22 protein-coding genes are annotated in these 26,990 nt (G+C 73.5%); 6 read left to right on the plus strand and 16 right to left on the minus strand.

Going from position 1 to position 26,990, the window contains the following annotated elements; all coding sequences use genetic code 11:
- Positions 1-54: 54 nt before the first annotated feature.
- The 4 genes from KUM03_RS31715 to KUM03_RS31730 all read right to left on the minus strand — a co-directional run bounded on the left by KUM03_RS31715 (position 55) and on the right by KUM03_RS31730 (position 5,345).
- Positions 55-438, minus strand: a complete 384-nt coding sequence (locus tag KUM03_RS31715) for a gas vesicle protein (RefSeq protein WP_217253997.1) — start codon at positions 436-438, stop codon at positions 55-57.
- A 100-nt stretch (positions 439-538) separates the two neighbouring features.
- Complete coding sequence (gene ligD, locus KUM03_RS31720; protein WP_217253998.1) at positions 539-1,471, minus strand: non-homologous end-joining DNA ligase; 933 nt, start codon at positions 1,469-1,471, stop codon at positions 539-541.
- Positions 1,468-3,315: a transketolase gene (locus KUM03_RS31725; RefSeq protein ID WP_217253999.1), complete on the minus strand. Its 1,848-nt coding sequence runs from the start codon at positions 3,313-3,315 to the stop codon at positions 1,468-1,470. The genes ligD and KUM03_RS31725 overlap by 4 nt, the downstream gene beginning before the upstream one ends.
- Positions 3,312-5,345, minus strand: a complete 2,034-nt coding sequence (locus KUM03_RS31730; RefSeq protein WP_217254000.1) for an FAD-dependent oxidoreductase — start codon at positions 5,343-5,345, stop codon at positions 3,312-3,314. The genes KUM03_RS31725 and KUM03_RS31730 overlap by 4 nt, the downstream gene beginning before the upstream one ends.
- Positions 5,346-5,504: 159 nt before the next feature.
- On the opposite strand from KUM03_RS31730, the gene KUM03_RS31735 reads away from it, so the two are divergent.
- Positions 5,505-6,467 carry an LLM class F420-dependent oxidoreductase gene (locus KUM03_RS31735; protein ID WP_217254001.1) on the plus strand — a complete coding sequence of 321 codons (963 nt, stop codon included), beginning with the start codon at positions 5,505-5,507 and terminating at the stop codon, positions 6,465-6,467.
- An 86-nt stretch (positions 6,468-6,553) separates the two neighbouring features.
- Here the strand turns inward: KUM03_RS31735 and KUM03_RS31740 are convergent, their stop codons facing one another.
- Entirely contained in the window at positions 6,554-7,069 is a 516-nt protein-coding gene (locus KUM03_RS31740; RefSeq protein ID WP_217254002.1) for a phage holin family protein, read from the minus strand.
- Positions 7,070-7,151: 82 nt separating this feature from the next.
- Between KUM03_RS31740 and KUM03_RS31745 the strand changes: the two genes are divergently transcribed.
- Positions 7,152-7,499 (plus strand): VOC family protein, encoded by a 348-nt coding sequence (locus tag KUM03_RS31745; protein ID WP_217254003.1) that lies wholly within the window; start codon positions 7,152-7,154, stop codon positions 7,497-7,499.
- Positions 7,500-7,517: 18 nt separating this feature from the next.
- Here the strand turns inward: KUM03_RS31745 and KUM03_RS31750 are convergent, their stop codons facing one another.
- The 10 genes from KUM03_RS31750 to KUM03_RS31795 form a co-directional block, all read right to left on the minus strand.
- Positions 7,518-9,734 carry a DUF5107 domain-containing protein gene (locus KUM03_RS31750; protein WP_217254004.1) on the minus strand — a complete coding sequence of 739 codons (2,217 nt, stop codon included), beginning with the start codon at positions 9,732-9,734 and terminating at the stop codon, positions 7,518-7,520.
- A gap of 66 nt (positions 9,735-9,800) precedes the next feature.
- On the minus strand, positions 9,801-10,427 hold the full coding sequence (locus KUM03_RS31755) for a GNAT family N-acetyltransferase (protein WP_217254005.1): 627 nt from the start codon (positions 10,425-10,427) through the stop codon (positions 9,801-9,803).
- Between the two features lie 36 nt (positions 10,428-10,463).
- Positions 10,464-11,387, minus strand: a complete 924-nt coding sequence (locus KUM03_RS31760) for an LD-carboxypeptidase (protein WP_217254006.1) — start codon at positions 11,385-11,387, stop codon at positions 10,464-10,466.
- A complete protein-coding gene (locus tag KUM03_RS31765) occupies positions 11,384-13,354 on the minus strand; it encodes a prolyl oligopeptidase family serine peptidase (RefSeq protein WP_217254007.1) in 1,971 nt (656 codons plus the stop codon). The genes KUM03_RS31760 and KUM03_RS31765 overlap by 4 nt, the downstream gene beginning before the upstream one ends.
- 42 nt (positions 13,355-13,396) lie before the next feature.
- Entirely contained in the window at positions 13,397-14,734 is a 1,338-nt protein-coding gene (locus tag KUM03_RS31770; RefSeq protein WP_217254008.1) for a M20/M25/M40 family metallo-hydrolase, read from the minus strand.
- Positions 14,727-15,560, minus strand: a complete 834-nt coding sequence (locus KUM03_RS31775; RefSeq protein WP_217254009.1) for a M55 family metallopeptidase — start codon at positions 15,558-15,560, stop codon at positions 14,727-14,729. Before KUM03_RS31775 ends, KUM03_RS31770 begins: the two co-directional genes overlap by 8 nt.
- A 101-nt stretch (positions 15,561-15,661) precedes the next feature.
- Positions 15,662-16,384, minus strand: coding sequence for a class I SAM-dependent methyltransferase (locus tag KUM03_RS31780; protein ID WP_217254010.1), 723 nt, complete (start codon positions 16,382-16,384; stop codon positions 15,662-15,664).
- A 165-nt stretch (positions 16,385-16,549) separates the two neighbouring features.
- Entirely contained in the window at positions 16,550-19,048 is a 2,499-nt protein-coding gene (locus KUM03_RS31785) for a SpoIIE family protein phosphatase (RefSeq protein WP_217254011.1), read from the minus strand.
- Positions 19,049-19,193: 145 nt separating this feature from the next.
- The gene (locus KUM03_RS31790) at positions 19,194-21,602 is read right to left on the minus strand and encodes an MFS transporter (RefSeq protein WP_217254012.1); all 2,409 of its coding nucleotides are present in this window, start codon (positions 21,600-21,602) and stop codon (positions 19,194-19,196) included.
- 159 nt (positions 21,603-21,761) lie between these two features.
- On the minus strand, positions 21,762-22,205 hold the full coding sequence (locus tag KUM03_RS31795; protein ID WP_217254013.1) for an SRPBCC family protein: 444 nt from the start codon (positions 22,203-22,205) through the stop codon (positions 21,762-21,764).
- A 184-nt stretch (positions 22,206-22,389) separates the two neighbouring features.
- On the opposite strand from KUM03_RS31795, the gene KUM03_RS31800 reads away from it, so the two are divergent.
- From KUM03_RS31800 to KUM03_RS31815, 4 genes are all read left to right on the plus strand, one after another.
- Complete coding sequence (locus KUM03_RS31800; RefSeq protein WP_217254014.1) at positions 22,390-23,424, plus strand: Rv2578c family radical SAM protein; 1,035 nt, start codon at positions 22,390-22,392, stop codon at positions 23,422-23,424.
- 79 nt (positions 23,425-23,503) lie between these two features.
- Positions 23,504-25,066, plus strand: coding sequence for an alpha/beta hydrolase (locus tag KUM03_RS31805; protein WP_217254015.1), 1,563 nt, complete (start codon positions 23,504-23,506; stop codon positions 25,064-25,066).
- A gap of 40 nt (positions 25,067-25,106) precedes the next feature.
- The gene (locus KUM03_RS31810) at positions 25,107-25,505 is read left to right on the plus strand and encodes a RidA family protein (protein ID WP_217254016.1); all 399 of its coding nucleotides are present in this window, start codon (positions 25,107-25,109) and stop codon (positions 25,503-25,505) included.
- A 50-nt stretch (positions 25,506-25,555) separates the two neighbouring features.
- Positions 25,556-26,059 (plus strand): GNAT family N-acetyltransferase, encoded by a 504-nt coding sequence (locus tag KUM03_RS31815; protein ID WP_217254087.1) that lies wholly within the window; start codon positions 25,556-25,558, stop codon positions 26,057-26,059.
- A 64-nt stretch (positions 26,060-26,123) separates the two neighbouring features.
- On the opposite strand, the gene KUM03_RS31820 is transcribed toward KUM03_RS31815, so the two are convergent.
- A complete protein-coding gene (locus KUM03_RS31820) occupies positions 26,124-26,717 on the minus strand; it encodes an adenylosuccinate lyase (RefSeq protein ID WP_217254017.1) in 594 nt (197 codons plus the stop codon).
- Positions 26,718-26,990 lie beyond the last annotated feature (273 nt).

A 26,990-nucleotide genomic window follows, 5' to 3' on the forward strand; every position in this document is an offset into this window, starting at 1 on the left:
GGTGTGGGTGCGGTTTCTCTGTGGGTGTGGGTGCGGTCCGGGCGGTCCGACGGCCTAACGGCCGCCGCGCGAGTCGGCCCGTCCGCGTTCGTAACGCCGGACGCGTCGGTATCCCGTGAGCTGCCCCTCGGAGTCGAGCTCCACCTGATAGCTCCCCATCAGGCTCATCGTGTCGGGAACGCGCTCGAGCTCGAGCACTTCGACCTCCAGCGACCAGCCCTCCTCCGTACGTTCGAAGGACGACACGGTCTCCGCGGTCATGCCGGTGAGTTCGGCGAGTTGGGCGCGTGCCTCACGCAGCACCTCCATCGGCCGGGGCCGACGCGACTCTTGCGAGTCTTGTGACTTCTGTGGCTTTTGTGATTTGCGTGAGCTCTGTGGGCTCTGTGAACTCTGTTGTGAGCCTTGCGATTCGGACGTGTTGTTCGTGTTCGACATGGCCACCTCCCCCTCCGTGTGGCCGCAAGAGTGTTCGCCAAACCTTTACCGGCGCAGGCATGTGCCCCGCCCTCGTCCCCCGCACCCCGCCGCGGCCGGCTCAGCCGCGCAGGGCGTCCAGCCGCCGCCGGGCGGGACCCAGGCCCCGGGCGCGGCCGGTGATCGAGGCCCAGGGCCGGGTGCGTGCCTGGTCGGCGGCGTCGGCGATCGTCCAGCGGCGGGCGTGCAGCGCGGGGTCGTCCAGCTGGTCCCAGGAGATCGGGGTGGCGACGGGGGCGCCGGGCAGGGCCCGCACGGTGAAGGGGGCGACCGCGGTCTGCGCGTAGGCGTTGCGCTGGATGTCGAGGTAGAGCCGGTCGCCCCGGTCCTTCTTCCGGGCGGCGGTGGTGAGGCGGTCGGGACGGTCGGCGGCCAGCACGTCGGCGACGTCCCGGGCGAACTCCCGTACCTCGTCGAAGTTCTGACGTCCACTCAGCGGAACGACCACGTGAAGCCCCCGGGACCCGGTGGTCATGAGTGCCGAGGGCAGCTTCAGCTCGTCGAGCAGTTCGCCCAGCAGCCCGGCCGCCTCCCGGACCGCCGGGAAGTCGTCGCCGGCCGGGTCGAGGTCGAAGACCATGCGGTCCGGCCGGTCCACGTCCCCGGCCCGGGACAGCCAGCGGTGCAGGGTGAGGGCGGCCTGGTCGGCGAGGTAGAGGAGGGTGGCGGTGTCGTCGCAGACGGTGTGGCAGACGGTGCCGCCCTCCTTGCCCACCTCCGCGCGGCCGATCCAGTCCGGGTAGTGCTCCGGGGTGTTCTTCTGCATGAAGCGGGGGCCGTCCACACCGTCCGGATGCCGCTCCAGCATCAGCGGACGGCCCCGCAGGTGCGGCAGCATGAAGGGGGCGACGGCGTGGTAGTAGTCGACGAGGTCGGCCTTGGTGTACGCGGCGGCGCCACCGCCCTCCCCCTTCGGGAACAGCACCTTGTCCGGCCGGTGCACCTCCACCGTGCGCCGGCCGGCCCGGACGGTCCGTACGGCGTCACGGCTCACGGGACGATCGCCTGCTCCACCAGCATCCGTCCGGCCGCCTCGATGGACTCGGCGTCGATCCCCGCGGCGTGCAGCTCCTCGGCCGGGCTCGCGGAGCCGGGCATCATCTCGACGGCGAGCCGGACCAGGCGGGGCACGGGCCGTCCGTCGGCGAAGGCGTCGAGGACCGCGTCCCCGATGCCGCCCTCGCGGCGGTGGTCCTCCACCGTGAGCAGGCAGCCGGTCTCCTCGGCGGCCCGGCGCAGGGTGGCCCGGTCGACGGGCTTGACCGAGTAGAGGTCGATCACCCGGACCTGGATGCCGTCCTGCGCCAGGGCGTCGGCCGCGGCGAGCGCCTCGTGAACGGTGACACCGGCCGCGACGACGGTGAGCCGGTCGCGGTCACAGGAGCGCAGGACCTTGCTGCCGCCGACGGGGAACTCCTCGTCGGGGCCGTAGATCACCTTGCTGCCGCCGCGCGAGGTGCGCAGGTAGCGGATGCCCTCCAGGCCGGCCATCTCGGCGACGAGCCGGGCGGTCTGGTTGGCGTCGCACGGGTACAGCACGGTCGAGCCGTGAATGGCCCGCATCATCGCGATGTCCTCCAGGCCCATCTGGCTGGGCCCGTCCTGGCCGATCGCGACGCCCGCGTGGGAGCCGACGAGGTTGATGCCGGAACCGCTGACGGACGCCATGCGCACGAAGTCGTACGCCCGGGTCAGGAAGGCGGCGAACGAGGTGGCGAACGGCACCCAGCCGCGCGCCGCCATCCCGACCGCGGTGGCGACCATCTGCTGCTCGGCGATGTAGCACTCGAAGTACCGCTCGGGGTGTTCCTTGGCGAAGAACTCGGCGCGCGTGGAGTCGCCGACCTCGCCGTCGAGGGCCACGACGTCGCCGCGGGCGGTGCCGAGCGCCGCGAGCGCCTCGCCGAAGGCGTTGCGGGTGGCGACCTCGTCGTCCTTGTCGTAGCGGGGCAGTTCGATCTCCCCGGTGCCGGCCGAGTGCAGCGCCCGGGCGGCGGGCGGCTCCTGCACCCGGACCGTGAGGTCGCGCTCCCCGCCGAGCTCGGCGATCGCCTCCTCGGCCTCCGGGAGCGGCTTGCCGTGCTGGCCCTCGCGGTCCTCGACGGCCTCGACACCCTTGCCCTTGAGAGTGCGGGCGATGACGGCCGTGGGCTGGCCCTTGGTGGACAGTGCCTCGCCGTAGGCGCGGTCGATGGCGTCCACGTCATGGCCGTCGATCTCGATGGTGTGCCAGCCGAAGGCCCGGAAGCGGCGCGCGTACGCGTCGAGGTCGTGGCCGTGCCGGGTCGGGCCGCGCTGGCCGAGCCGGTTGACGTCGACGATCACGGTGAGGTTGTCGAGCTGCTCGTATCCGGCGTGCTCCGCGGCCTCCCACACCGATCCCTCGGCCATCTCGCTGTCGCCGCACAGCACCCACACGCGGTAGTCGCTGCGGTCCAGCCGCTTGCCGGACAGCGCGATGCCCACGCCGACGGGCAGTCCCTGGCCGAGCGACCCGGTGGCCGTCTCCACCCACGGCAGCCGCTGCGGGGTGGGGTGCCCCTCCAGGCGGCTGCCCAGCTTGCGGAAGGTGAGCAGCTCCTCGTCGTCGATGGCACCGGCCGCCTTGTAGGCGGAGTAGAGGAGGGGCGACGCGTGGCCCTTGGAGAGGACGAAGCGGTCGTTGCCGGGGTGGGCGGGGCGCTGGAAGTCGTAGCGGAGGTGGTTGGCGAGGAGTACGGCCATCAGGTCCGCGGCGGACATCGAGGACGTCGGGTGCCCGGAGCCCGCGGCGGCGGACGTCCGTACGCTGTCGACGCGCAGCTGCTGTCCGAGGTCGACGAGTTCACCGGTGTTCATGAGTCTCCTTCCGCGGCGCGGCCGTCGGTTCGCTTGACGGGGCCGGGGGCGATGTCGGGTCCGGGGGGCGGCTGGTTCGCCGGGGGTTCGGGTCCGGGGTCGGCGGGCGGGCGGGCGGAGCGGCTCGGCGCGGGGGTGGCCGGCGATCCCGACCGGGTGGCGCCGGAAGGGTTGGAGGGCTTGGCCCGCTGGGCTCGCTTGGCCTGCTCGGCAACGGCGGAGGGCTTGGGGGCGGTGGACGGCTTGGACGCCTTCCGCGGCTTGCCGGGCGCGTGGGCCGGACGGGGTCCGGCGGCCTTGGCGGGCTCCCCACCGGGGCGGGCCTTGGCTGTGGTCTCCCCACCGGGCTGCTTCTTCGCGGACTCACCACCCGGCTGGTTCTTCGCGGGCTCACCACCGGGCTGGTTCTTCGCAGGCTCACCACCCGGCTGCGCCTTGGCCCGCTCAGCACCGGGCTGCCCCTTCGCGGCCTCACCGCCCGGCCGGTCCTTCGCGCGCTCACCCGGCTGCGCCTTGGCCGGCGCACCGCCGGGCTGGTTCTTCGCGGGCTCACCGCCCGGCTGGTTCTTCGCAGGCTCACCACCCGGCTGCGCCTTGGCCGGCTCCCCACCGGGCTGCCCCTTCGCAGGCTTCCCACCCGGCCGGTCCTTCGCGGCACCGGCCTCGGACCGCCCTGCGGCCGAGTCACCGTCCGCCCGGGTCCCGGCGGGCTCGCCGGCCGGACGCCCTGGTACCCGTGCCACCTCGGGCGATGCCGACTCCAGGGGCACGGACCAGGAGCGTACGAGGCCCAGCTGGACCGCCTGCCGGGGCAGCACCGCGTCGAGCAGCCAGTCCGCGGCCACCCGCACCCGGTTGCCCGGCATCGCCGCGAGGTGGTAGCCCCGGGTGACCGCGCCCGCCGCAGGACCGGACATCGGCACCCCCAGCGGGTTGGCGGCGGCCTTCGCGCCGCCCAGGTCCACCACGAACCCCATGTCGCGGTGGCGGTAGGCCCGCCGCCCGCCGCCGATGCCGAGCGACGCGGCGACGTTCTGGGCGCAGACCTTGCCGTGCCGCCAGGCGTGCTGCGCGGTCATCGGCGTGTACTGGCCGGGCTGGTTCAGGTCGGGCACCGCCGCCACGTCACCGCACGCGAACAGCTCGGGCCGCCCCGGCACCTGGAGGTGCGGGTCGACGAGCAGCCGGCCGCGTTCCATGGGCAGCCCCAGGGACTCCACCAGCGGGTCGGGCCGCACGCCCACGCACCACACCAGCGTGCGGGTGTCCACGGTCGTACCGTCGGTCAGCAGGACCCCGTCGTGCGTGGCCTCCTTCACGGAGGTCCCCATCCGCACGTCGACGCCCCGCTGCCGCAGCACCCGCTCGGCGGTGCGGGAGAGCCGTTCGTCCATCTCGGGCAGCACGCGCGGCGCCACGTCCAGCAGCATCCAGCGGGGCCGCATGCCGGTCCGCATCGGATGCTTGCGGACCTGGGCGTCGGTGTACATCTGGCCGTGCGCGGCGACCTCCGTGCCGGTGTATCCCGCACCGACCACGACGAAGGTGCACCGGGCGGCGCACTCCTCTCGGTCGCCGGCCGCGGCGGCCAGCTCCACCTGCCGGGTCACGTGGTCGCGCAGGTAGAGCGCCTCCGGCAGCCCGCGGAAGCCGTGGGCGTGCTCGGCGACGCCGGGGATGGGCAGCAGCTTGTTGACGCTGCCCGCGGCGAGCACCAGCCGGTCGTAGGACAGGGTGCCCTCGCCGCCCTCCGGGTCCGTGTAGTGCACGGTGCGCCCGTCGAGGTCGATGCCGTCGGCCTCGCCGAGCACCAGCCGGACGCGCGGCAGGGTGCCGGACAGGGACACGCTGACCCGGCGCGGTTCCAGGATTCCGGCGGCGACCTGCGGCAGCAGGGGCAGGTAGAGGAAGTAGTCGGTCGGGTTGAGCAGGGTGATGTCGGCCTGGTGCCGGGTGAGCCGGGACAGGGTGCGGGCCGTCCGGTACCCGGCGAAGCCGGCACCGACGATCACGATGCGGGGTCGGCTCACGGTTCGCCTCCGGGCTGTCGCGTACCTCGGGAGCCTTCCGCGTCCCCTTGACCAGGGCGCCCAAACGTCCGGCGGGCGGCCGCCGCCCCCGGTTTCCCCCCGTACGCCCGGGTACTCGGCCCGGGACCCACCCGCCCCATGTTCCGGAGGCAACCCCCCATGCCCGAGTACGGCTATTTCCTCTCGTGCGAGCAGTACGGTCCCGCGGAGCTGATCGAGCAGGCGCGGATGGCCGAGCAGGCCGGCTTCCAGGCGCTGTGGATCTCGGACCACTACCACCCGTGGAACGGCGAGCAGGGGCAGAGCCCGTTCGTGTGGTCGGTGATCGGCGCGCTGTCCGACGCGGTGTCCCTGCCCGTCGAGACGGCGGTGACCTGCCCGACCGTGCGCATCCACCCGGCGGTGGTGGCGCAGGCCGCGGCGACCAGCGCGGTGATGACGGACGGCCGCTTCCGGCTCGGCGTCGGCACCGGGGAGGCGCTCAACGAGCACATCCTCGGGGACGCCTGGCCGGCCGCGCACGTACGCCTGGAGATGCTGGAGGAGGCCATCCTCATCATGCGTCGGCTGTTCACCGGCGAGGAGGTCAACCACCACGGCACGCATTACACGGTGGAGAACGCCCGCCTCTACACCGTCCCGGACGAGCCCGTCCCGATCGACATCTCCGGCTTCGGCCCGGCGGCGACCAAGCTCGCCTCACGGGTGGGCGACGGCTACATCACGATGATGCCGGACACCTCGATGGTGGAGCAGTACCGCAAGGGCGGGGGCGGCGGGAAACTCGTCAGCGGGGGCACCAAGGTCTGCTACGACACCGACCGGGACGAGGCGGTACGGACCGTGCACCGGCTGTGGGCCAACGAGTTGCTGCCGGGCGAGCTGGGCCAGGTGCTGCCGTCACCGAAGCACTTCGAGCAGGCCCAGACCCTGGTCACCGAGGACATGGTCCGGGAGAGCCGGGTCTGCGGCGACGACGCGGACGAGCACGTCGCGGAACTCCGGCAGTTCGCCGACGCCGGTTTCGACCGGGTCTACGTCAACCAGATCGGTCCCGATCTGCGCGGCTTCTTCGACTTCTACCGCACCAAGGTGCTGCCGCAGTTGCAGCGGAGCGCCTGACCCGCGCGGGCCGGCACCCCCCGAACCACGTTCGGGGGGTGCCGTGCCGTCAGGTTCCGCTCTGCTCCGCCCGGTTCCGCGAACGGTCAGCCGCGGTGGTGCGGGGCTTCGGGGTCGATGTCGTCCTGGCGCGGTGCCACCTGCCCGGTGGCGCCCGGTGCGGGCGTGCCCGCCCCCGGGGCGCCGGTCGCGCCGCCGACACCGCCGGGCGCGGTCGGCGGCATCGGCGGGTACGGCACGCCGAGCCCGTTCGGCGGAGCGGCCGGCGCGCCGCCGCTGAGGGTGTGGCCGTGTCCCGGGCCGTGGGCGGACCCCGGCCGGGCCGCACCGCGCAGCAGGTAGGCCGCGAGGCCCAGGAGGGCGGCCGTGATCAGCGCGGCGGCCCAGTCCGGCAGGCCGATGGCGAGGGCCAGGCCCACCGTGAGCGCGAGGGCCGCGCCCGCGTACAGGGCGGCGGCACCGGACGCGGCGTACAGCGTGGCCTTGCGGCGCTGCTTCCGGGTCTGTTCCCGCAGCTCGTCGCGCACGGTCTCGCGTGCCACCTGCGCCAGTTCGTCGACCAGATGCTTGTCCAGGTGTTCCAAGTGATCCATGCGGTCCATGTGTTGCGGGTACCCGCGGCCACGGCTTCCATGGGCGGGACGGCGACCCGGGGCCGTACCACTCCCAACTAGGCTCGTCCGCATGGACATTCTGGGAGCCACACTGCGCATCTACGTCGACGACCTGGAGAAGGCGATCCCCTTCTACGAAGGCCTGGCCGGCGGCCAGGCGCTCCGCTTCGAACGCGGCGGCGTCCAAGTCGCCGCGGTCGGCTGCTTCCTGCTGATGAGCGGGCCCGAGTCCCAGCTCGAGGTGTTGCGCAAGGTGACCGCGACGATCGCCGTGACGGACGTCGAGGAGACCCACCAGGTCCTCGGCTCGCTGGGTGCGGACATTATCGCGGGACCGGTCGCGACGCCCGCCGGCCGCAATCTGATCGCCCGGCACCCGGACGGGACGATCTACGAGTACGCGGACCGGCGCGCGTAGTCCCGGGCCGGGCGGGGTTCACTCCCCGTCCGGCCGCATCCTGAAGTCATGCCGGGCGGGGAGCGGTTCGTCGGTGAGCCGGGACCACAGCCGGCCGATGACCTCGTCGCCCTCCCGCAGGTCGGCGACCTCGAAGCCCTCGTCGAAGACGGCCCGTGCCTCAGCGTTCCGGCCCTCGGCGGCCAGCAGCGCCGCCTCGGTGAGCCGGAACCGGCCGCGGGCCCGGACGTCGGGCTCCAGCCGCTCCCACACGGACCGGGCGTCCGCCGTGCGCCCGACCGCGAGCAGCGCTCCGATCGCCTCACCGCCGAGCGCGGCCGTGACCGCCGTCCAGGACGCGTGGGACGCGTGGCCGTCCGCGACGCCGACCGTTGCCGCACCGGGCGCCTCTGGACCGGCCGTCTCCGTCCCCGCATCCGGCGCCGTATCCGCACCGGGCACCGCCCCCACACCATGCGCCGCCACGGGACCATGCGCCGCGCCCGGACCATGCGCCGCCTCCGCGCCGGGCGCCGTGCCCCGCGGCCCCGCCTCCCCCGGCCCCGCCTCCCCCGGCCCCGCAGCTCCCGGGCCCGCCGCGTCCCGCTCCGGTCGGGACCCGGACGCCCCGTCCCGCATCCGTGCGCACAGGTCGTCGAAGGCCTCCGCGTACCGGTCGGCGGCCCGCTCGTGGTGGCCGTCCTCCCGGTCGGCGACGGCGAGGCAGCGCAGCAGCGGCCAGCGGGCGGCGGCGTCCTTCAGGCCGCGCTCCCAGCTGCGCACCGCCTGTGCCCGGTCGTCGCCGTGCCACTGGGCGACCCCGAGGTGGTACTCGGCGGCGGGTGTGGCGGCCGTGGTCTCCAGCATGTCCCGCCAGGGCCGGGAGACGAGCGTGCCCCCTGGCGGTGCGTGGTGGTCGGGCTCGGGCAGCGAACCGGCGTGCAGAAGGTGCAGCCAGGGCCGCTGTTCCTCGCCGAGGGTGGCCTCCTCGAAGGGCGTGCCGGGCAGCTTCCAGCCCGCGCGGAGCACTTCGAGGGCGCCCCACCCCGATCCGGTGGCCAGGCGCTCGCCGGGCTCGGCGTCGGCATACGGCCGCCATGACTCGTACGCCGCGTCCACGCGGGTGCGCGGCAGGACCGCCTCCAGCCGGTTTTCGGCCCGGTGCAGCACGGTGTGCCACTCCCCCTCCGGGTCCGCGTCGAGCGGCCCGTACGCCTCCAGCCAGGACACCTCGCTCTCCGCCTCCAGCTTGACGTGTTCGAGCTGGGTGCGGGCGAGTCCGGCCTGTATCTCGCAGTAGCCGCCGGTGCCGGGTTCGGTGAGCCACTCCTGCCAGCGCCGCCCGCCCGGTCCGGTGCCCCACACGAACAGCTTCCGGCCGCGCAGTACGTCGGTCGACGTCTGCGCCAGCCCGTGCCCGTGCTCGTCGAGCGCGGCGATCCAGCGGCGCCGCCCGTCCGGCACCTCGTAGAACCAGTCGGCGGGGTGGGTGCTGTTGCGCGGGTAGGTGCGGTCGGCACCGTCGTGGGAGGGGACCGGGATGCGGCGCAGCCGCCGCTCGTAGCCGAAGAGCCAGGCCTCGTCGGCGGGGGCGAGGACGCGGCGGTCCTCGGGGACGGCGATGTTGGACCACCAGTAGGTGGGGACCGGGCGCTCGTGCGGATTGCGGACGCGGACGCCGACGTGGAGGAAGTCCGAGTCCTCCGGGAGCCACAGGTCGACCTGGAAGGGCAGGTCGCGCAGCCGCTCCCACTCCCACAGGCGCAGCATCTGACCGCCGTCCGGCGCGGGCACGCGCGCGGCGTGCACGGGCGAGCAGGAGAGGGTGGTGTGGCCGGTGGCGCCGATGTTCCACTCGATGCCGCCGGAGAAGCAGGCGCCGTTGAGGGCGAAGTTGGCGGGCTGGAGGACGGGGTTCACGTAGAGCAGTTCGCGGTCGGTCGGCTTGTGGAAGAGGGAGGTGACGCGGCCGCCCAGGGCGGGCACGACGGTGGCCCGCAGCCGGTCGTTCTCGAGGACGAGGGCGTCGAACTCGCGGGGCTCGCGCACTCGCCCGTAACCGTCCCGGACCGGCGCGGGCAGCAGGCTGCGCAGGGGTGCGTAACCGACTTGGCGGGCCATGTCGCGGGGCAGGCCGGCCCGGTCGCGTTCGTCGATGCGGTGGGCCTCGTCCAGGGGGCGCAGCGGCGGCAGGGGGTTGTCCGGGCCGAGCGGCGCGGCGGGCAGCGTCAGTACCTCACGTCGGATCGTCGTCACGCTTCCCCATGGAAGCCGCTCCGGGGCCCGCTGAACAGGGCGCCCGCCGACATTCGGCGAGGAAGATCAACCAGAGATCCCAGAGATCCCAGAGATCCCAGAGATCCCAGAGGTCACGGTCTCGGCGGTGATCGCCCAGCGCTGGTGGTCCCGCCACGCGCCGTCGATGTGGAGCATCCGCGGCGAGAAGCCCTCCAGCCGGAAGCCGCAGGCGCGGGCCAGCGCGATGGAGGCGGCGTTGCCCGGCTGCACGTTGATCTCCAGCCGGTGCAGCCGCATCGGCCCGAAGGCGTACCGCACGACGAGGTCAAGCCCTTCGCGCATCAGCCCCCGCCCGGCCGCGTGGGCGAAGGCCCCGTAGCCGAGCGCGCCGCTGAGGAAGCCGCCGTGCACGATGTTGTTGATGTTGACGAAGCCGGCGATGGCGCCGCCGCCCGCTGTGCCCGCGTCCGTCTCCGCGTCCTTCTCCGCGTCCTTCTCGCAGATCAGGAATCCGGCCTTGGTGGGGTCCTCGATCAGCCGGGCCGCGTAGGCCTCGTACGCCTGGACACTGTCCGGCGGGAAGAGCCACGGGTGGTGCAGGTCCTTGCTCTCCCGGGCGCGGGCGGTGAACTCGGCGCCGTCCTCGTAGGTGAAGTGCCGTATGCCCACGCGCGGGCCCTCGGCGAGGTGGCGGGATGCGTTGTGCGGCATTCCGCCAGCCTACGACGGGCGGGTGCGGGGCGCGGCTCAGCGCAGGGCCGGTTCGTCCAGCGTCAGGGTGCCCGCGTCCGCGTCGAGTTCCGCCGCCACGCCGAACGGGATGGTCAGCGCGCCCTCGCAGTGTCCGAAGCCGAAGTCCTCGACGACGGGCACGCCGAGGCCGCCGAGCCGGTCGGCCAGCATCGGCCGCAGCTTCTCGTAGGGCTCGCACTCGTGCCAGGAGCCGAGCAGCACCCCGGCGATCCCGTCGAGCAGGCCGGCCCGCAGCAGCTGGGTCAGGTAGCGGTCGAGCCGGTACGTCTCCTCCCCCACGTCCTCCAGGCACAGCAGCCCGCCGCGCGCTCGGGTGCGGCCGTGCGGGGTGCCGATCTCGGCGGCGAGCAGGGCGAGGCAGCCGCCGAGGGTGACGCCCCGCGCCCGGCCGGGGACCATGGGCGTGCCGTCGGAGGCGATCACGCGGACCGTTTCCGGGGCGAACAGGGTGGCCCTCAGGTGCTCCTGTGCCCGCGCGTTCTTGAGGAAGTCGACCCCGGCGGCCATCGGCCCGTGCAAGGTGACCAGGCCGAGGCGGGTGGCGAAGGCCTCGTGCAGCGCGGTGATGTCGCTGAAGCCGACGAACACCTTCGGCCCGGCCGCCCGCATCGCCTCCCAGTCGAGCAGGTCGGCCATGCGCTGGACGCCGTAGCCGCCGCGGGCGCACAGCACGGCGTCGACGGACGGGTCGCACCAGGCGGACTGGAGGTCGGCGGCACGGTCCGCGTCGGTGCCCGCGAGGTAGTCGAAGGACGGGTGCCGGTCCAGGACGTGCGGCGCCACGACCGGGTCCAGGTCCCAGCCGCGCAGCACGTCCAGTCCCGCCTGCAGCCGCTCCTCCGGTACGGGCCCGCTGGGCGCGACGACCGCCACCCGGGCCCCGGGGGCGAGCCGGGCCGGCCGGTCCAGGGGCTTCACCGGGTCAGCTCCAAGGTGGGGATGCCCGGCGGCGAGTTCAGGCCGAAGACCTGGGCGTAGAGGGAGAGTTCCGCCTCCAGTGCGCGCACCATGGTCTCCGCGCGCCGGAATCCGTGTCCCTCGCCCTCGAAGGCGAGGTAGGCGTGCGGCACTCCCCGGCCCGCCATGCGGTCGAGGAAACGCTCGCACTGCACGGGCGGGCAGATCACGTCGTCCAGCCCCTGGAGCAGCAGGAAGGGCGCGGTGACCTGCTCGGCGTGTGCGACGGGCGACCGCTCGGCGTACCGGTCGGGCACCTCGGCGTGGGGTCCGATCAGGCTCTCCAGGTACTGCGACTCGAAGTCGTGGGTCCCTCCCGTGGCCCAGCCGGTCAGGTCGAGGACCGGGTAGATGACGGTGCCGCAGGCGTAGACGTCGGTGGTGGCCAGGGAAGCGGCGCTGGTCCAGCCGCCCGCGCTACCGCCGCGTACGGCGAGCCGCTTCCGGTCGGCGGCGCCCTCGTCGGCGAGCGTGAGGGCGACGGCGGCGCAGTCCTCGACGTCGACCACGCCCCACTGCTCGCGCAGCCGGTTGCGGTACTCCCGGCCGTACCCGGTGGAGCCGCCGTAGTCGACCTCGGCGACGCCGATGCCGCGGGAGGTGAAGTAGGCGATCTCCAGGTCCAGCACGAGGGGCGAGCGGTTGGTGGGGCCGCCGTGGGCCCAGATCACGTACGGCGGCAGTTCGCCGTCCGGCGCGCGGAAGCCGGGGTTGTGCGGCGGGTGGACGTGGGCGTGGATCTCGCGGCCGTCGGGGCCGGTGAAGGTGCGGCTGTGCGGCTCGGGGTAGTAGGCCGGGTCGACGGCGTCCTCGTGCGGGGCGCCGATCACCCGGGCCCGGCCGGTGCGGGCGTCCAGCTCGACCACCTCGTAGGCGCTGCGCGGGCTCGCGCCGACGGCCACGGCCCGCTCGCCGTGGACGGCGAGGGTCGCGGCGAACTCGGTCCAGGGACCGACCGCGTCGACGACTTCGCCGGTCTCGGGGTCGAGTATGCCGAGGGCGGTGGCGCCACGGCCGTGCACGACGGCGATCAGGCCGCTGTCCAGCGGTGCGAACCAGCGCTGCCCGAGCTTCCACAGGGGCCCGCCGAACTCCTCCTCGCGGGCGCACAGCGGCTGTCCGTCGCGGTAGAGGTTCCACCAGCCGGTGCGGTCGGAGGCGTACAGCAGGGCTCCGTCGGGCGCCCAGTCGGCCTGGGCGATCGACTCCTCGGGCCCGCCGGCGACGGTCCGGGCGCCCAGGAAGGTGCCGTCGGGGTCGATCTCCGCGACGATCAGCTCGGTGCCGTCCCAGGGCATGCGGGGGTGGTCCCAGGCGAGCCAGGCCGCGCGCCGCCCGTCGGGCGAGAGGCGGGGGCCGGTGACGAACCGGTGGCGTTCGCCGGTGAGTTCGCGCACCTCGGTCCGGTCACCGGCCGCCGAGCCGTCCAGCGGCACCGCGACGGGGACCCGGCGCACGTCGGTGGGACCGTCCCCGGTGAACTCCTCCAGGACGCACCACACCTCGCCGCGCTCGGGTTGCAGCTCCGGCTCGGCCCAGCGCAGCCCGCCGCCCACCGGGGAGACGGGCGTCAGCGGACGCGGCTCGCCACCGCCCGGCTCGTAGGCGTACAGCCGCTGGTCGGCGAAGTGCACGAAGACGACCAGCGGCCCGGTCCCGGTCATGTGCGCCGCCCAGGGCCGGCCGCCGTACTCCAGGACGCGGCTGCGCACGTTCCACGGCGCGGCCAGCACCGGCTCCTCCGTGCCGTCGGGGTGCCGCCGCACGAGCGTGCGCCGGCCGCCCTCGGTGGGCCTGGGCGCGGTCCACCACACCTCGTCGCCGACGAAGGCCACCTCGTCGGGCCGCCCGTCGTGCGCGGCGGCGAGGGCCGCGTCGACCGGCGACGGCCACGATCCGTACGGCAGGGTCTGCACTGACTCCCCCACTCTTTCCTCCAGCTCCTTCTCGGTGCGGTCCCCGGCCGTCCGCTAGGCCGTGCGCAGGAAACGGTCGAGGACCCGCACGCCGAAGTGCAGCGCCTCGACGGGGACACGTTCGTCCACGCCGTGGAAGAGGGCCTGGTAGTCGAAGCCCTCGGGCAGCTTCAACGGCGCGAACCCGTAGCCGGTGATCCCCAGCCGGGAGAACTGCTTGGCGTCCGTGCCGCCGGACATGCAGTACGGCACCACGTGTCCCTCGGGGGCGAACTCCTCGACGGCGGCGCGCATCCTGGCGTACGTCGGCGAGTCCACCGGCGCCTGGAGGGCGACCTCGCGGTGGGCGAACTCCCAGGCGACGTCCGGGCCGGTGAGCCGGTCGAGGGTGGCGCGGAACTCGTCCTCGCAGCCGTGCAGGAACCGCCCGTCGACATAGGCGACGGCCTCACCGGGGATGACGTTGACCTTGTAGCCGGCGTCCAGCATGGTCGGGTTGCTGCTGTTGCGGACGGTGGCCTCGACCAGCTTGGCCGCGGGTCCCAGCTTGTCCAGCAGCGCGTCGACGTCGTGCAGGTCGGTCTCGATGCCGTAGACGGCGGCGAGTTCGCTCAGCGCGGCGCGCACGGTCGGGGTCAGGCGCAACGGCCACTCGTGGTCGCCGATGCGGGTGACCGCCGCGGCGAGGCGGGTGACCGCGTTCTCCCTGTTCACCTTGGAGCCGTGGCCGGCCCGCCCGCGCGCGGTGAGCTTGAGCCAGCCCGTGCCGCGCTCACCGGCGGCGATCGGGTAGAACTGCCGTCCGGCGCCGTCGTGGAAGGTGAACGCCCCCGACTCGCTGACGCCCTCGGTGCAGCCCTCGAACAGGGCGGCGTGCCGGTCGGCGAGGAAGCCGGAGCCGTCCTCGGCGCTGGCCTCCTCGTCCGCGGTGAACGCGATCACGATGTCCCGCCGGGGCCGTACTCCCTGCCGGGCCCAGTCGCGCACGGCGGCCAGGATCATCGCGTCCATGTTCTTCATGTCGACGGCGCCGCGCCCCCACACGACCCCGTCGCGGATCTCCCCGGAGAACGGGTCCACGCTCCAGTCGGCGGCCTCGGCGGGCACCACGTCCAGGTGCCCGTGCACGAGGAGCGCGCCGGCCGACGGGTCGGTGCCCTCGATGCGGGCGACGACGTTGGTCCGGCCCTCGGTCCGCTCCAGCAGCGTGGGCTCGATCCCGGCCTCGGCGAGCCGCGCGGCGGCGTACTCGGCGGCCGGGCGCTCCCGGCAGTCGCCGCCGCCCCGGTTCGTCGTGTCGAACCGGATGAGGTCGGACGTGAACCGCACGACCTCGTCCAGCGCCTGTGCGCCCGTCTGCCCGGACTGCTGCCCGGTCTGCTGCTCAGCCATACTGCTCCTCCACGGCGGCCGAGGCGATCGTGGTGACCGCCTTGAAGGTACGGATCGCCTCGAACATGGTCTCGTGGGTGTACGCCACCTTGCGCTCGCCGATGCGGGCCACACCCGGCACGACGGTCGAGGCCGCCGCCAGGTGCTCGGCGTCGAACTCCACGGCGACGGTGAAGGGCCCGCCGCTCACCGGTTCGTGCCGCACCGCGAGCGCCGCCGCCTCCTTGGCCGCCGCCCGGATGTCGGCGGCGGTCCTGGCCGGCGTACGGCACACCGCCGCGTACCGCGACACATGGTCCTTGACCGCGACCTTCAGCGCCTCGGGCGCGTATCCGAGCGCGTCCTCGCAGGCCACGTCGTCCCCGGTGACCAGCACCACCGGCACCCCGTACTCGGCGACGACGTGCGCGTTGAGCAGACCCTCACTGGCCCGTACGTCGTTCAGCCAGACACCGGTGATCTGGTTGGCGAGGAAGGTGTGCGCGAGGACGCCCTCCATACCGGCGCCCCCGTGGTACCCGATGAAGGCGATGCCGTCCACGTCCCCGTGCTGGACGCCCTCCACCATGGACAGCGCCTTGTGCCGGCCGGTGAGCATCTGCGTCCGCTCGTCGAGCTGCTCCAGGAGCAGATTGCGCATCGTCCAGTGCGCCTCGTTGACCAGCACCTCGTCGGCCCCGCCGTCGAGGAAGCCCAGCACGGCCGCGTTCACGTCCGAGGTGAACATCGACCGGCACCGCTCCCACTGCGGAGTCCCCGGCAGCACGTCGGCCGGCCAGGTGACACCGGTGGCGCCTTCCATGTCGGCGCTGATGAGGATCTTCATGCTGCGCCACGTTACGCGGTCGCGCCGACCCCCAGCCAGGCCTGTGGAAAACTCTCACCGGCCCAGACCAATGGCTGGTCGGGGGCGGTCGGCCGCCCTCGTCACCCCCTTCCCGCCACCACCCACGCCGACGGCAGTTCGATGCGCGTGCCGTCTGCCGTGTACTCCGTGCTGATCAGCGGGAGTTCACCGTTCGCGAGGACGGTGAGGCCGGCGGCGCGGAGGTGCTCCGGCACCGCGTCGTCGGGGGCCGCGCCGGGGGTCAGTCCGTGGCGGAGGACGGGCGCGAGCTTGGCCGGTGGGCCGCCGGGTCCCTGGGCCAGCCCCATGAGGACGGTCTTGGCGGCCTGCGAGGGCTCCACCAGGAAGGCCCGGCCGCGTTCGCCGACGAGAGCGGCGAGGGCGTCGGCCAGTGGCTGCCGGTCGTCGGGCTCGCACTGGTGCAGGACGCCCCGCACGTAGACGTTGGCGTCGCCCAGCTCGGCGTGCAGGGTCTCCGCCTCCGCCTTGTCCGCGGCGTCCAGTTGCCGGTAGGTCGCCTGGGCGGCGGGGTCGGCGCGGCGGGCGTGGTCGAGGGCGGCGGCGGACAGATCGGCGCCGACGACGTGCCCGAAGCGCTCGGCGAGGTAGCGGGTCTGGGTGCCGTTGCCGCAGCCGAGGTCGATCATGGGCAGGCCGGGGTCGACGAGGTGCGGTTCGAAGTGGGCCAGGTGTCGGCCGGCGGTCAGTATCGGCTCCGCGTCCCAGAACACCGCCCCCTGTCCCTCGGGGGCCTCGCTCCAGAAGCTCTCCCAGGCGTTCCGGTACCGACTCGTCACGCTCATGCGCGTCTCCCCAGGTGCGACGACGTACGGCCCGTCGGCGGTGACGGGCTCGTACGGTGTACCGCGCCCGGCGCACGGCCACAAGCGCCCGGCGCATTCCTTCACCGGACGTGCGAACGTCGCGCGCCCCCGTCGACGCGCGACGACCCGGCGGTCCGGGACGGCTCAGCGACGCGGCAGCGTCAGTTCGAACCAGACGGTCTTGCCGGTCTTCGTCCGGCTCGCGCCCCATTCGCGGGCGAGGGTGCTGACCACGCGCAGGCCTCGGCCGGCCTCGTCGGTGGGACCGGCGGTGCGCAGGGCCGGCAGGTCGTGGTCGTCGTCGTCCACCTCGCACAGCAGCGTGTCGGCGCGCACCAGGCGCAGTTCCACGGGCCGGGCGTGGGCGTGCCGCACGGCGTTGGTGACGAGTTCGCCGGCCATCAGCTCGGCGGCGTCGGCCAGTTTCGGCAGGCCCCAGTCGTGGAGCTGCTCGCGGACGGCCGCGCGGGCCCGGGGCACCTCGGCGGGGTCGCGGGCGAGGCGCCACTCGGCGACGGCATCGGTGCCGATGCCGCTGAGCCTGGCCATCAGCAGCGCCACGTCGTCCTTGCGGCCGCCGCGGGTGCCCAGCGCGCGGATGATGGTGTCGCAGGCGTCGTCCATGGAGGCGGCCGGGTGGGCAGCGGACTCGCACAGGGTCGCCAGGCCGGTGCCGATGTCCTCGCCGCGCACCTCCACCAGACCGTCGGTGCACATCACCAGCCGGTCGCCGGGCGCCACCGGCACCCGCACCGCCTCGAAGGGCACCCCGCCGACGCCGATGGGCGCCCCCGTGGGCAGTTCGATCAACTCGCTGCCGCCGTCGGCCGCGCGGACCAGGACGGGCGGGATGTGGCCCGCGTTGGCGAGGCGCAGTTCACCGGCGATGGGGTCGTAGACGGCGTACAGGCAGGTCGCCAGGTGGGTGTCACCGAGCCGCTGGGCGAGGTCGTCGAGGTTGCGCAGCAGCTGGGCGGGCGGCAGGTCGAGCCCGGCCATGGTCTGCACGGCGGTGCGCAGCTGCCCCATCATCGCGGCGGAGTTGAGCCCGTGCCCCATGACGTCGCCGACGACGAGGGCGGTGCGGGCGCCGGGCAGTTTCACCGCGTCGAACCAGTCGCCGCCGACCCGGCCGAGCAGCGTGCCCGGCAGGTAGCGGGTGGCGATGTCGCAGCCCGCCATGCGCGCGGGGATGTGCGGCAGCATGCTGTCCTGGAGCGTCTCCGCCATGTTCTCCTGGTACGTGTACATGCGCGCGTTGTCGAGGACGAGCCCCGCGCGGGCGGCGAGTTCGGCGCCGGTGACGCGGTCCATGTCGTTGAAGACGGCCCGTTCCGGGTGGCGCAGCAGGATCATGAAGCCGAGGACGACGTGGCGCGCCTTCAGCGGCACCAGGAGCATGGAGCGGCCCGTGATGAGCGGTCTGATGTCCCGCTTCTCGAACTGCGAGGCGATGGCGTGGCCCATCTCCTCGGTGATGCGCGGCACCAGGACGGGTTCACCGCTGGTCATGCACTGGAAGAAGGGGGTGTGCGCCGGGAACGGCATGGCCTCGCCGACCGGTACGACGTCGTCCCAGCGACCGGGTTCGTCGGTGTGTTCCAGGGCGACCCGGTGCCACATCGTGGTGGTGTCCGGCACGCCGTCGGGGAAGCCCTCACCGGCGACGATCTGTTCGCGCAGGTAGGTGCCGGCGACGTCGGTGAAGCGGGGGACGACGGCCCGGCTCACCTCCACGATGGTCCGCGAGAGGTCCAGGGAGGTGCCGATCCGTCCGCTGACCTCGTTGAGGAATTCCAGGCGTTCGCGGACGGCGGCGTACTCGAGGTCCTCGGCCTCCTCGCGCACGTCGTCGGGGACCGGATCACCGGCCGCGAGGGCTCGTGCCGCCCGCTCCCGGCGCGCCCTGCGCTCGGCGCGCCGGGGCACACCCCAGTCGGGGGTGACGGGCACCCGGTCGTTCTGGCTGAACTCCAGGACCGGGTAGCCGAGTTCCAGGACCTGCGCGACGATGCGGGCGCTCTCGCCGACGCTCATGCTGGGCAGGATCTCGGGGAGGCGGCGGGCGAGTTCGTCGGCACCGGGGAAGTCGGTGTGCAGGGCGAAGCCGGGGGCGATCCGCTCGACGGTCGCCGGGGCGGCGCTGCCGTACCGGTCCTCGCCGGGCTCGCCGATGCCGTAGTCCCCTCGCAGCGCGTCCGCGTCGGCCGCCAGGACGAGAAGGCGCTCCGGGCCGGGGCCGACCAGCGGATAGGCCCACCAGAGCACGTCGACACGGTCGTCGTCCGGCACGGTCAGGCGGGCGCGGCCCGCCGCCGGGTAGGAGAGCCGTCCGTCGAGGGAGGACTCCAGTCCCGGTCCGAGACCGTCGTACGCCGCCCAGGAGCCGTGGTCGTCACCGGCGTCCTCGGTCCCGGGCAGCACGCCGGAGACGGGGAGCAGGTCGGGGGCGGGCCGCCCGATCGCCTCTTCCTTGGGCAGGGCGAACAGCCGTCGTGCGCCCCGGCTCCAGTGGGAGACCAGTCCGTCGCGGTCCACCACGACCACGGCCAGTGGGACGCGGCCCGCCACGGGGTCGGCCCGCACGGCGCCGGGTCCGGCTCCGCGGCCGGGAGGTGTGTCCCGCTCGGTGCCATGGTCCATGGCGTCAGGCCCTCTCTCCCGCGGCTCCGCAAGATCCGTGTCGCCGTCACCACCGTACGGCGGTGGCCGGTGACCATGTGCGGCAACGGGGGAATTGGTGGCGCGCGAACACACCGGCGCGCGCCCGCGCGCCGGTGTACCGGTCTCAGTCCTCGTGTCCGAGCTGGAGGTCGCGTTCCGTACGGCCGCCGCCGGCCACTTGGAGGACGGTGGCCACGGGCGGGTAGCCGGCGGCGATGACGGTGTACTCGCCGGACGAGAGGTCGACGAACCGGAAGGTGCCGTCGGGACCGGTGGTCAGGGTGTCCACGACGTTGCCCGCCGCGTCCAGCAGCGTCACGCGCGCGTCCTCGACGACGCGTCCGCCACCGGCGCGCACGGTGCCGCGCAGTACGGCGCCGCCGGCCAGTTCGACGTCCTGGCGGGTTTCCCGAGCCGCCTGGACGCTGACCGGCAGTGCGGCGGGGCGGAAGGCGGGGGCGCTGGCGGCGAGGGTGTACTCGCCGGCCACCAGCTCGGTGATGACGTAGCCGCCCTCCCGGCCGCTGCGGGTGGTGGAGACGACCTCGCCGTGGACGTTGGTCAGCGTGACGATCGCGTCGCGCACGGGGCTGCCGTCCGCGGTGAGCACGCTCCCGGCGAGGCGGCCGGCGCCGCCGAGGACGACGTCCAGCTCCACCGGGCGTTCGCCGACGGTCACGGAGACCGCCTGCGGCTGGTGGCCGCCGGCCGCCGCGATCAGGACGTACGACCCCGAGCCGGGCGTGGCCAGCGCGTACCGTCCGTCGTCGCCGCTGGCGCCCCGGCCGATCTGCTGGCCGCCGACGTCGATGAGGGTGAGCGCCGCGCGGGGCACGACGGTGCCGTCGGGGTGCTGCACGGTGCCGCAGACCGGGATGCCCGCGGCGTACGGCGACCTGGCCTGCGGGACGGACGCGACGGACGGGACGGGCTGCGCGGTTTCCGGGTCGGTGACGGGGGCGTTGTGGGACACCAGGGGTTTCTCCTTGAGGAAGAAGGCGATGAGCAGGCCGAGGACGAGGACCGGCACCAGGTAGAGGAAGATCCGCGGCATGGCGTCGGCGTACGCCCCGATGTAGGCGTCGCGCAGCGCCGGGGGCAGGGAGTGGACGAGCTGGGGGGTGATGGCCTCCGCGTCGGGCAGTCCGGCGCCCGCCTCGGCGGGGACGCGGTCGGCCAGGGCGTCGGCGAGGCGGTCGGCGAAGAGGGTGCCGAAGACGGCCGCGCCGACACTGCCGCCGATCTGCCGGAAGTAGTTGTTGGCGCTGGTGGCGGTGCCGAGGTCGGCGGGGCGTACGGAGTTCTGCACGGCGAGGACCAGGACGGGCATCACCATGCCGATACCGGCGCCGAGGACGGCCATCCAGATGCTGTAGTGCAGGCGCGGCGTGTCGGCGTCGAGCCGGGACAGCAGCCACATGCCGACGACGGACAGGGCGCTGCCGAGGATCGGGTGGGACCGGTAGTGCCCGGTGCGGCTGATGAGCTGACCGGAGATGATCGAGGTGCCGACGATGCCGCCCATCATCGGCAGCATCAGCAGGCCGGACTCGGTGGCGGTGGCGCCGTCGACCATCTGGAGGAAGGTCGGCAGGTAACTGGCGGCGCCGAAGAGGGCGACGCCGATGACGAGGCCCACCAGGCCGGTGACGTTGAAGACGGAGTCCCGGAACAGCCGCAGCGGGATCAGGGGTTCGGGCGCGAAGTGTTCGGCGATCAGGAAGAGGACGGTGGCGGCGACCGCTCCGGCGGCGAGGCCGAGGATGACGCTGGAACCCCACGCGTACTCGGTGCCGCCCCAGCTGGTCAGCAGCACCAGGCAGGTGGAGGCGGCGGCGAGCAGCAGGGCGCCGAGGATGTCGAGGCGGGGTTTGGCCGTCGGCTTGGGCAGCTTCAGGACCACGGCCACGACGGCCATGGTGACCAGGCCGAAGGGGACGTTGATGTAGAAGCACCAGCGCCAGGAGAGGTGGTCGGTGAAGTAGCCGCCCAGCAGGGGGCCGGCGACCGAGGCGAGTCCGAAGGCGGCGCCGATCAGGCCCATGAACCGGCCGCGCTCGCGGGGCGGCACGATGTCCGCGATGATCGCCTGCACGCCGATCATCAGGCCGCCCGCGCCGACGCCCTGCACCGCGCGGAAGGCGATCAGCTGGTCCATGGTCTGGGCGCGGCCGGCGAGCGCCGAGCCGACGATGAACACCAGGATGGCGAACTGGAAGACGCCCTTGCGGCCGAAGAGGTCACCGAGCTTGCCGTAGATCGGCAGGCCGACGGTGGAGGTGAGCAGGTAGGCGGTGATCGCCCAGGACATCTTGTCCAGGCCGTGCAGCTCGCCGACGATCTTCGGCAGCGCGGTGGCGACGATCATCTGCTCGAGGGCGGCGAGCAGCAGCGCCAGCATCAGTCCGACGAAGACCAGCCGCACCCGGCGCGGGCTCAGCCCGGCTCCGGGCTCGGGCCCGGGTGCGGGGGGCTCGGGGGGCGTGGGTGGTGCGGCGACCGGTTCGTCCTGTACCAGAGTGATCCCGCCCATGTTCCGCTCCCCTCGTCACACCTGCTCACAATTGCCGCCTGATGCGGCAACTGCGAACAAGTGCGACGAGTTACGGAAGTACGGCGGTTTCGGGCGGAGATCACTCGAACCGGTGAGGCGGCCAACGACCGCCCCGCGCCTGCCTCTTGACTGCTTCCGCTACTTCTCGACCTCGGCCGCGAGCTTGGCGAGCATGGCGTCGTAGATGCGGGCGAGCCCCTTGGGGGCGAAGGTCTTCTCGAAGAAGCCGCCGACGCCGCCGGCGCCCTGCCAGGCGGTGTGGACGACCACCCGGGACTTGCCCTCGCCCGCCGGCGTGACCCGCCAGGTGGTGACCATGGTGGAGTTGCGGTCCTTCTCCACCAGCTCGCCGTCGGAGGGCTCGGTGACCTCCAGCAGGCAGTCACGGACGCGCTTGCTGGTGGCCTGGAGCTTCCAGTGCACGAGGGTGCCCTCGCCGTCGCCGCCCTCGCGGACCTCGTACTCGCTGAAGTGCTCGGGCAGCAGCTTCGCGCGGGTGCCGCTGTAGTCCGCGAGGGTGTCGAACACCGTCTCCGCGTCCGCCGCGACGATCCGCTCCGTCTCCGCCTCGACCTGCGCCATCGGGTCCCTCCAGGGCCTGGTTCTCGGGGTCGGGGCAAGCCAACCACCCCGCCGCCCGGCCACCAAATCGGGGGGCGTGAAGCGGCCCTGTGCGACTGGCCCGGGCACCGCCGGGCGACTGGTCCGCACGATCAAGGGAACAAGTGTTCTATTGTGGCGTTCGCAGCACTACCGAGGAGGCGCCATGCGCTGGGAGAAGCTCACGGACTCCGACCACGCCCGGGCCGCCGACCCCGCGCTGTTCGGCGCGGACGCGGTCACCACCCGCACGTTCGACACGCCCGAGTTCCGCGGCATCACCTTCCACGAGGTGCGGGCCCGCTCGATCCTCAACCGGGTACCGGGCGCCTCGCGCATGCCGTTCGAGTGGACGGTCAATCCGTACCGGGGCTGTTCGCACGCGTGCGTGTACTGCTTCGCCCGCAAGACGCACAGCTACCTGGATCTCGACACCGGCCTCGGCTTCGACTCCCAGATCGTCGTCAAGGTGAACGCGCCGGAGCTGCTGCGCCGCCAGCTGGCCTCGCGGCGCTGGCAGGGCGAGCACGTCGCGATGGGCACGAACGTCGACTGCTACCAGCGCGCGGAGGGCCGCTACCGGCTGATGCCGGGCATCATCGAGGCGCTCACCGAGCGGGCGAACCCCTTCTCGATCCTGACCAAGGGCACGCTGATCCTGCGCGACCTGGACCTGCTGACCCGGGCGGCACGGGTGACGGACGTGGGGATCTCGGTCTCGGTCGGCTTCACCGATCCCGAGCTGTGGCGCACCGTCGAGCCGGGCACGCCCGCGCCGGAGCGCCGCCTGGAGGTCGTACGGACCCTCGGCGAGCGCGGGATCGGCTGCGGCGTGCTGATGGCGCCGGTCATCCCCTTCCTGAGCGACGAACCGGCCCAACTGCGCGCGACCGTGCGGGCGATCGCCGCCGCCGGCGCCACTTCGGTGACGCCGCTGGTACTGCACCTGCGGCCCGGCGCCCGGGAGTGGTTCATGGCCTGGCTCGGCCGGCACCACCCGCACCTGGTGCGCCGCTACGAGCGGCTGTACGCGGAGGGCGCGTACGCCCCGAAGTGGTATCAGCGCCGGATCACACGCCAGGTGCACGGTCTTGCGCGGGAGTACGGCATCGGTCCCACGCACGCGGGGACGCCGCGGCGGATCGCGGAGCCGCAGGTGGACTCTGCTCCGAGTGAACCGGTGCAGCTTTCGCTCATCTGAGGCGCACTCACCGACCCAATTGGGTCAAGTATGAACAGAACGCGTTCATCCGGCGACGCTCCTCGGGACGATGAACGCCATGAGACAACGCGCAGCCGCGCTGTGCGGCGCCGCCGTGATCGCCGCCGCGACGGTCGCGGCCGTTCCCGCCGGGGCGGCCCCGGGCGCCCCGGCACTCGATTGGAACAAGTGCGGCACGGCCGACTACCCGACGCTCCAGTGCGCGTCCCTCACCGTGCCGCTGGACCACACCCGGCCGGAGGGGAAGCGGATCACGCTGGCGCTGTCCCGCGTCCCGCACACCGCCGACGAGTACCAGGGCCCGTTGCTGGTCAACCCCGGCGGGCCCGGCGGCAGCGGGCTCACGCTCGCCGGCTTCGTGGCGTCCTCGCTGCCCGGGGAGGTGGCCGCCCAGTACGACGTCATCGGCTTCGACCCGCGCGGCGTCGGCAGGAGCGAGCCCGCGCTGAACTGCCGGCCGGGCCACTTCGCCCCGGTGCGCCCCGACTCCCTGCCGGCCACCCCGGCCGTCGAGAAGGCCAACCTCGCGCGGGCGAAGTCCTTCGCCGAGGCGTGCGGCGAGAAGTACGGGGACGTGCTGCCGTACATCGACACGGTGAGCGCCGCGCGGGACGTGGACGCGATCCGCGCGGCGCTCGGCACGGAGAAGGTGAACTACTTCGGCTACTCGTACGGCACCTACCTGGGCGCCGTCTACGCCAAGCTGTACCCGGAGCGCGTACGGCGCCTGGTCCTGGACTCCGTCGTCGACCCGACCGACGTCTGGCACGACGCCAACCTCAACCAGGACCTCGTCTTCAACGACCGCCACCGTGCCTTCCTCGCCTGGATCGCCCGGCACGACGCGACATACGGGCTGGGCACCGACCCGGAGCGGGTGGAGGACGCCTGGTACGCCATGCGCACGGCGCTGTCCAAGGAGCCCGCGGGCGGGAAGGTGGGCGCCGCCGAGCTTGAGGACACCTTCATCCCCGGCGGTTACTACAACGGCTACTGGCCCTATCTGGCGGAGGCGTTCGCCGCGTACGCGAACGACGCGGACACCGGTCCGCTGGTCGAGGCGTACGAGAACTTCGGCGCCGTGGACGCCTCCGGGGAGAACGGTTACAGCGTCTACACCTCGGTGCTGTGCCGCGACGCGGGCTGGCCGCGCGACTGGGACGAGTGGCGCGACGCCAACTGGGACATGTACGAGAAGGCTCCCTTCATGACGTGGAACAACGCCTGGTACAACGCGCCGTGCGCGTTCTGGCCCACGGAGCCGCGTGAGCCGGTGGACGTCGCCAACGACGCGCTGCCGCCCGCCCTGCTGTTCCAGGCGACGGACGACGCGGCCACCCCGTACGAGGGCGGCGTCACCGTACACCGTCTGCTGCGTGGTTCGCGCCTGGTGGTCGAGGAGGGCGGCGGGAACCACGGCATCACGCTGAGCGGGAACGCCTGCCTGGACCGGCACCTGGCCGCCTACTTGACCGACGGCACCGTGCCGGACGGTGCGGGCACCGGCGAGGCGGACGCGGTCTGCGCGGCGCTGCCCGACCCGAAGCCACTGGAGTCCAAGGCGGCGTCGACGTCGTCGCGCGGGTCGACGCTGCACGGGCTGCTCGGCTTCCGGAACTAATGCCCGGGGCGTTGTCAGTGCCATGGTCCACCATGGGGGCATGAGTGAGCTGACCAGGATCCCCGCCCCCGACGGCGTCGCACCCGCCACCCAGTACACCCACGTCGTCCTCGGCACCGGACGGTTCGTGGCCGTCTCCGGTCAGCTCGCCCTGGACGAGGGCGGCAAGCTGGTCGGTGATGGCGACGCGGCCGCCCAGGCCCGCCAGGTCTTCGAGAACCTGCGCCGGTGCCTGGCGGCGGCCGGCGCGACCTTCGACGACGTGGTGAAACTGACCTTCTTCGTCACGGACATGGCGCACATGTCCGCGATCCGCGCGGCCCGCGCCGAGCACATACCCGACGACCGCCTGCCCGCCGCCTCGGCGGTACAGGTCGCCGCGCTGGTCCGGCCGGAGTTCCTGATGGAGATCGAGGCGCTCGCGGTCGTGTCCTCGTGAGCGGGAACGGGGACGGGAGCGTGAACAGGGACGGGCTGCTGGTGCGGGAGATGACGCTCGCGGACTGCGACCGGGTGTCCGACATCCGTATCCGGGGCTGGCGTACCGCCTACCGCGGGCTCATGCCGCAGTCGTACCTCGACGGGCTCGACGCCGCCGAGGACGCCGAACGGCGCCGGGCGCTCTTCGCCCAGGCTCCGGGCGACATGGTGAACCTGGTCGCCGAGGACGAGGGCGGCGAGGTGGTCGGCTGGGCCTGCCACGGGCCGTACCGGGACGGGGAACTCCGCACGGAGGACGCGGAGTTGTACGCGCTGTACGTCGACGCAGCGCGCTTCGGCACCGGCGTCGGGCGGGCCCTGCTGCGGGAGTCGGTGCGCCGGTGCGCGGACGCCGGGCACGGGCGCATGCTCCTGTGGGTGGTCGAGGGCAACGCCCGCGCCCGGCGCTTCTACGAGCGGGCGGGTTTCCGTGCGGACGGTGCCGAGGAGCCCTTCGAGGTGGCGGGGGCGGTGGTCCCCGAGGTGCGGTACGCCAGGGACCTGACCGGCTGACGGCTCACCGCCGCCCGGGCCGACCGACCCCGGCCGGCCCCGACCTCCGCCGCCGGAGGCACGGTCACCGCTGCCCCGGGATCCGCGCCAGCGCCCGCACCGCTGCCTGGGCCAGTGCGGGGTGGGCCAGGGCGTCGTTCAGGACGGGTGCGGCCCGGTCGTCGCCGAGCGCGCCGAGCCCTTCCACGCAGGCCAGGGCCACGCGTCGGTACGGGTCGTGCGAGCGCAGCCGCCGTTCCAGCGTGGCGATCAGGGCGGGCACCGCTTCGGGGGCCCGCAGCTCGACCAGCAGCCGTACCGGGTGCAGGGCGTAGGCGACCCGGAGTTCGTTGGTGGCGAGGGCGGCGGCGGCACGGGCGGTGCGGGGGTCGCCGAGACGGGCGAGGGCGTGGGCGGCGGAGGCGCAGCGCGGCGGGTCGCGGTGGTTGAGGAGCAGCACGAGGGACTCGAAGGCCCGCCGGTCCCCCGCCACACCCAGCCGGAACGCCGCCAGTTCCCGCGCCCACAGCGGCTGCCCCGGCTCGGTGAGGACCGCCGCCAGCTCGGCGTGGTCCCCGGTCGCCAGCAGGCGCTCGCACGCCGCCGGGGCGCCCGGCACGCCCGATGCCGCCGACTCGGCCCGTAAACGCTCAGTGAGCGCTCGCAACTCTTCGTCCATGACACCGAGGTTAGGGGCGTCACAGGACCCTTGGGACGTACATCACGAACACCGGGGGCTGGCGCGCTCGTTACCCGCGAGTTAATCTCAGACGAGCGAGTCACCCACTCGCACAACTCCTCACAACGGTCTGGTGACGCGGCCGGCGTGAGGCAGCAGAGCAGTCGGTTCGGTACCGGATCTTCGGGTACCGCAGTGCGACTCGGCCTCGGGACAGGGCCGGTCGGCAACCGCCGTCGGGCGGGCGTGTGCACGCCCCCCCCCCCCCCCCCC

Source organism: Streptomyces sp. AC602_WCS936 (assembly GCF_019049125.1).
GTDB lineage: Bacteria > Actinomycetota > Actinomycetes > Streptomycetales > Streptomycetaceae > Streptomyces.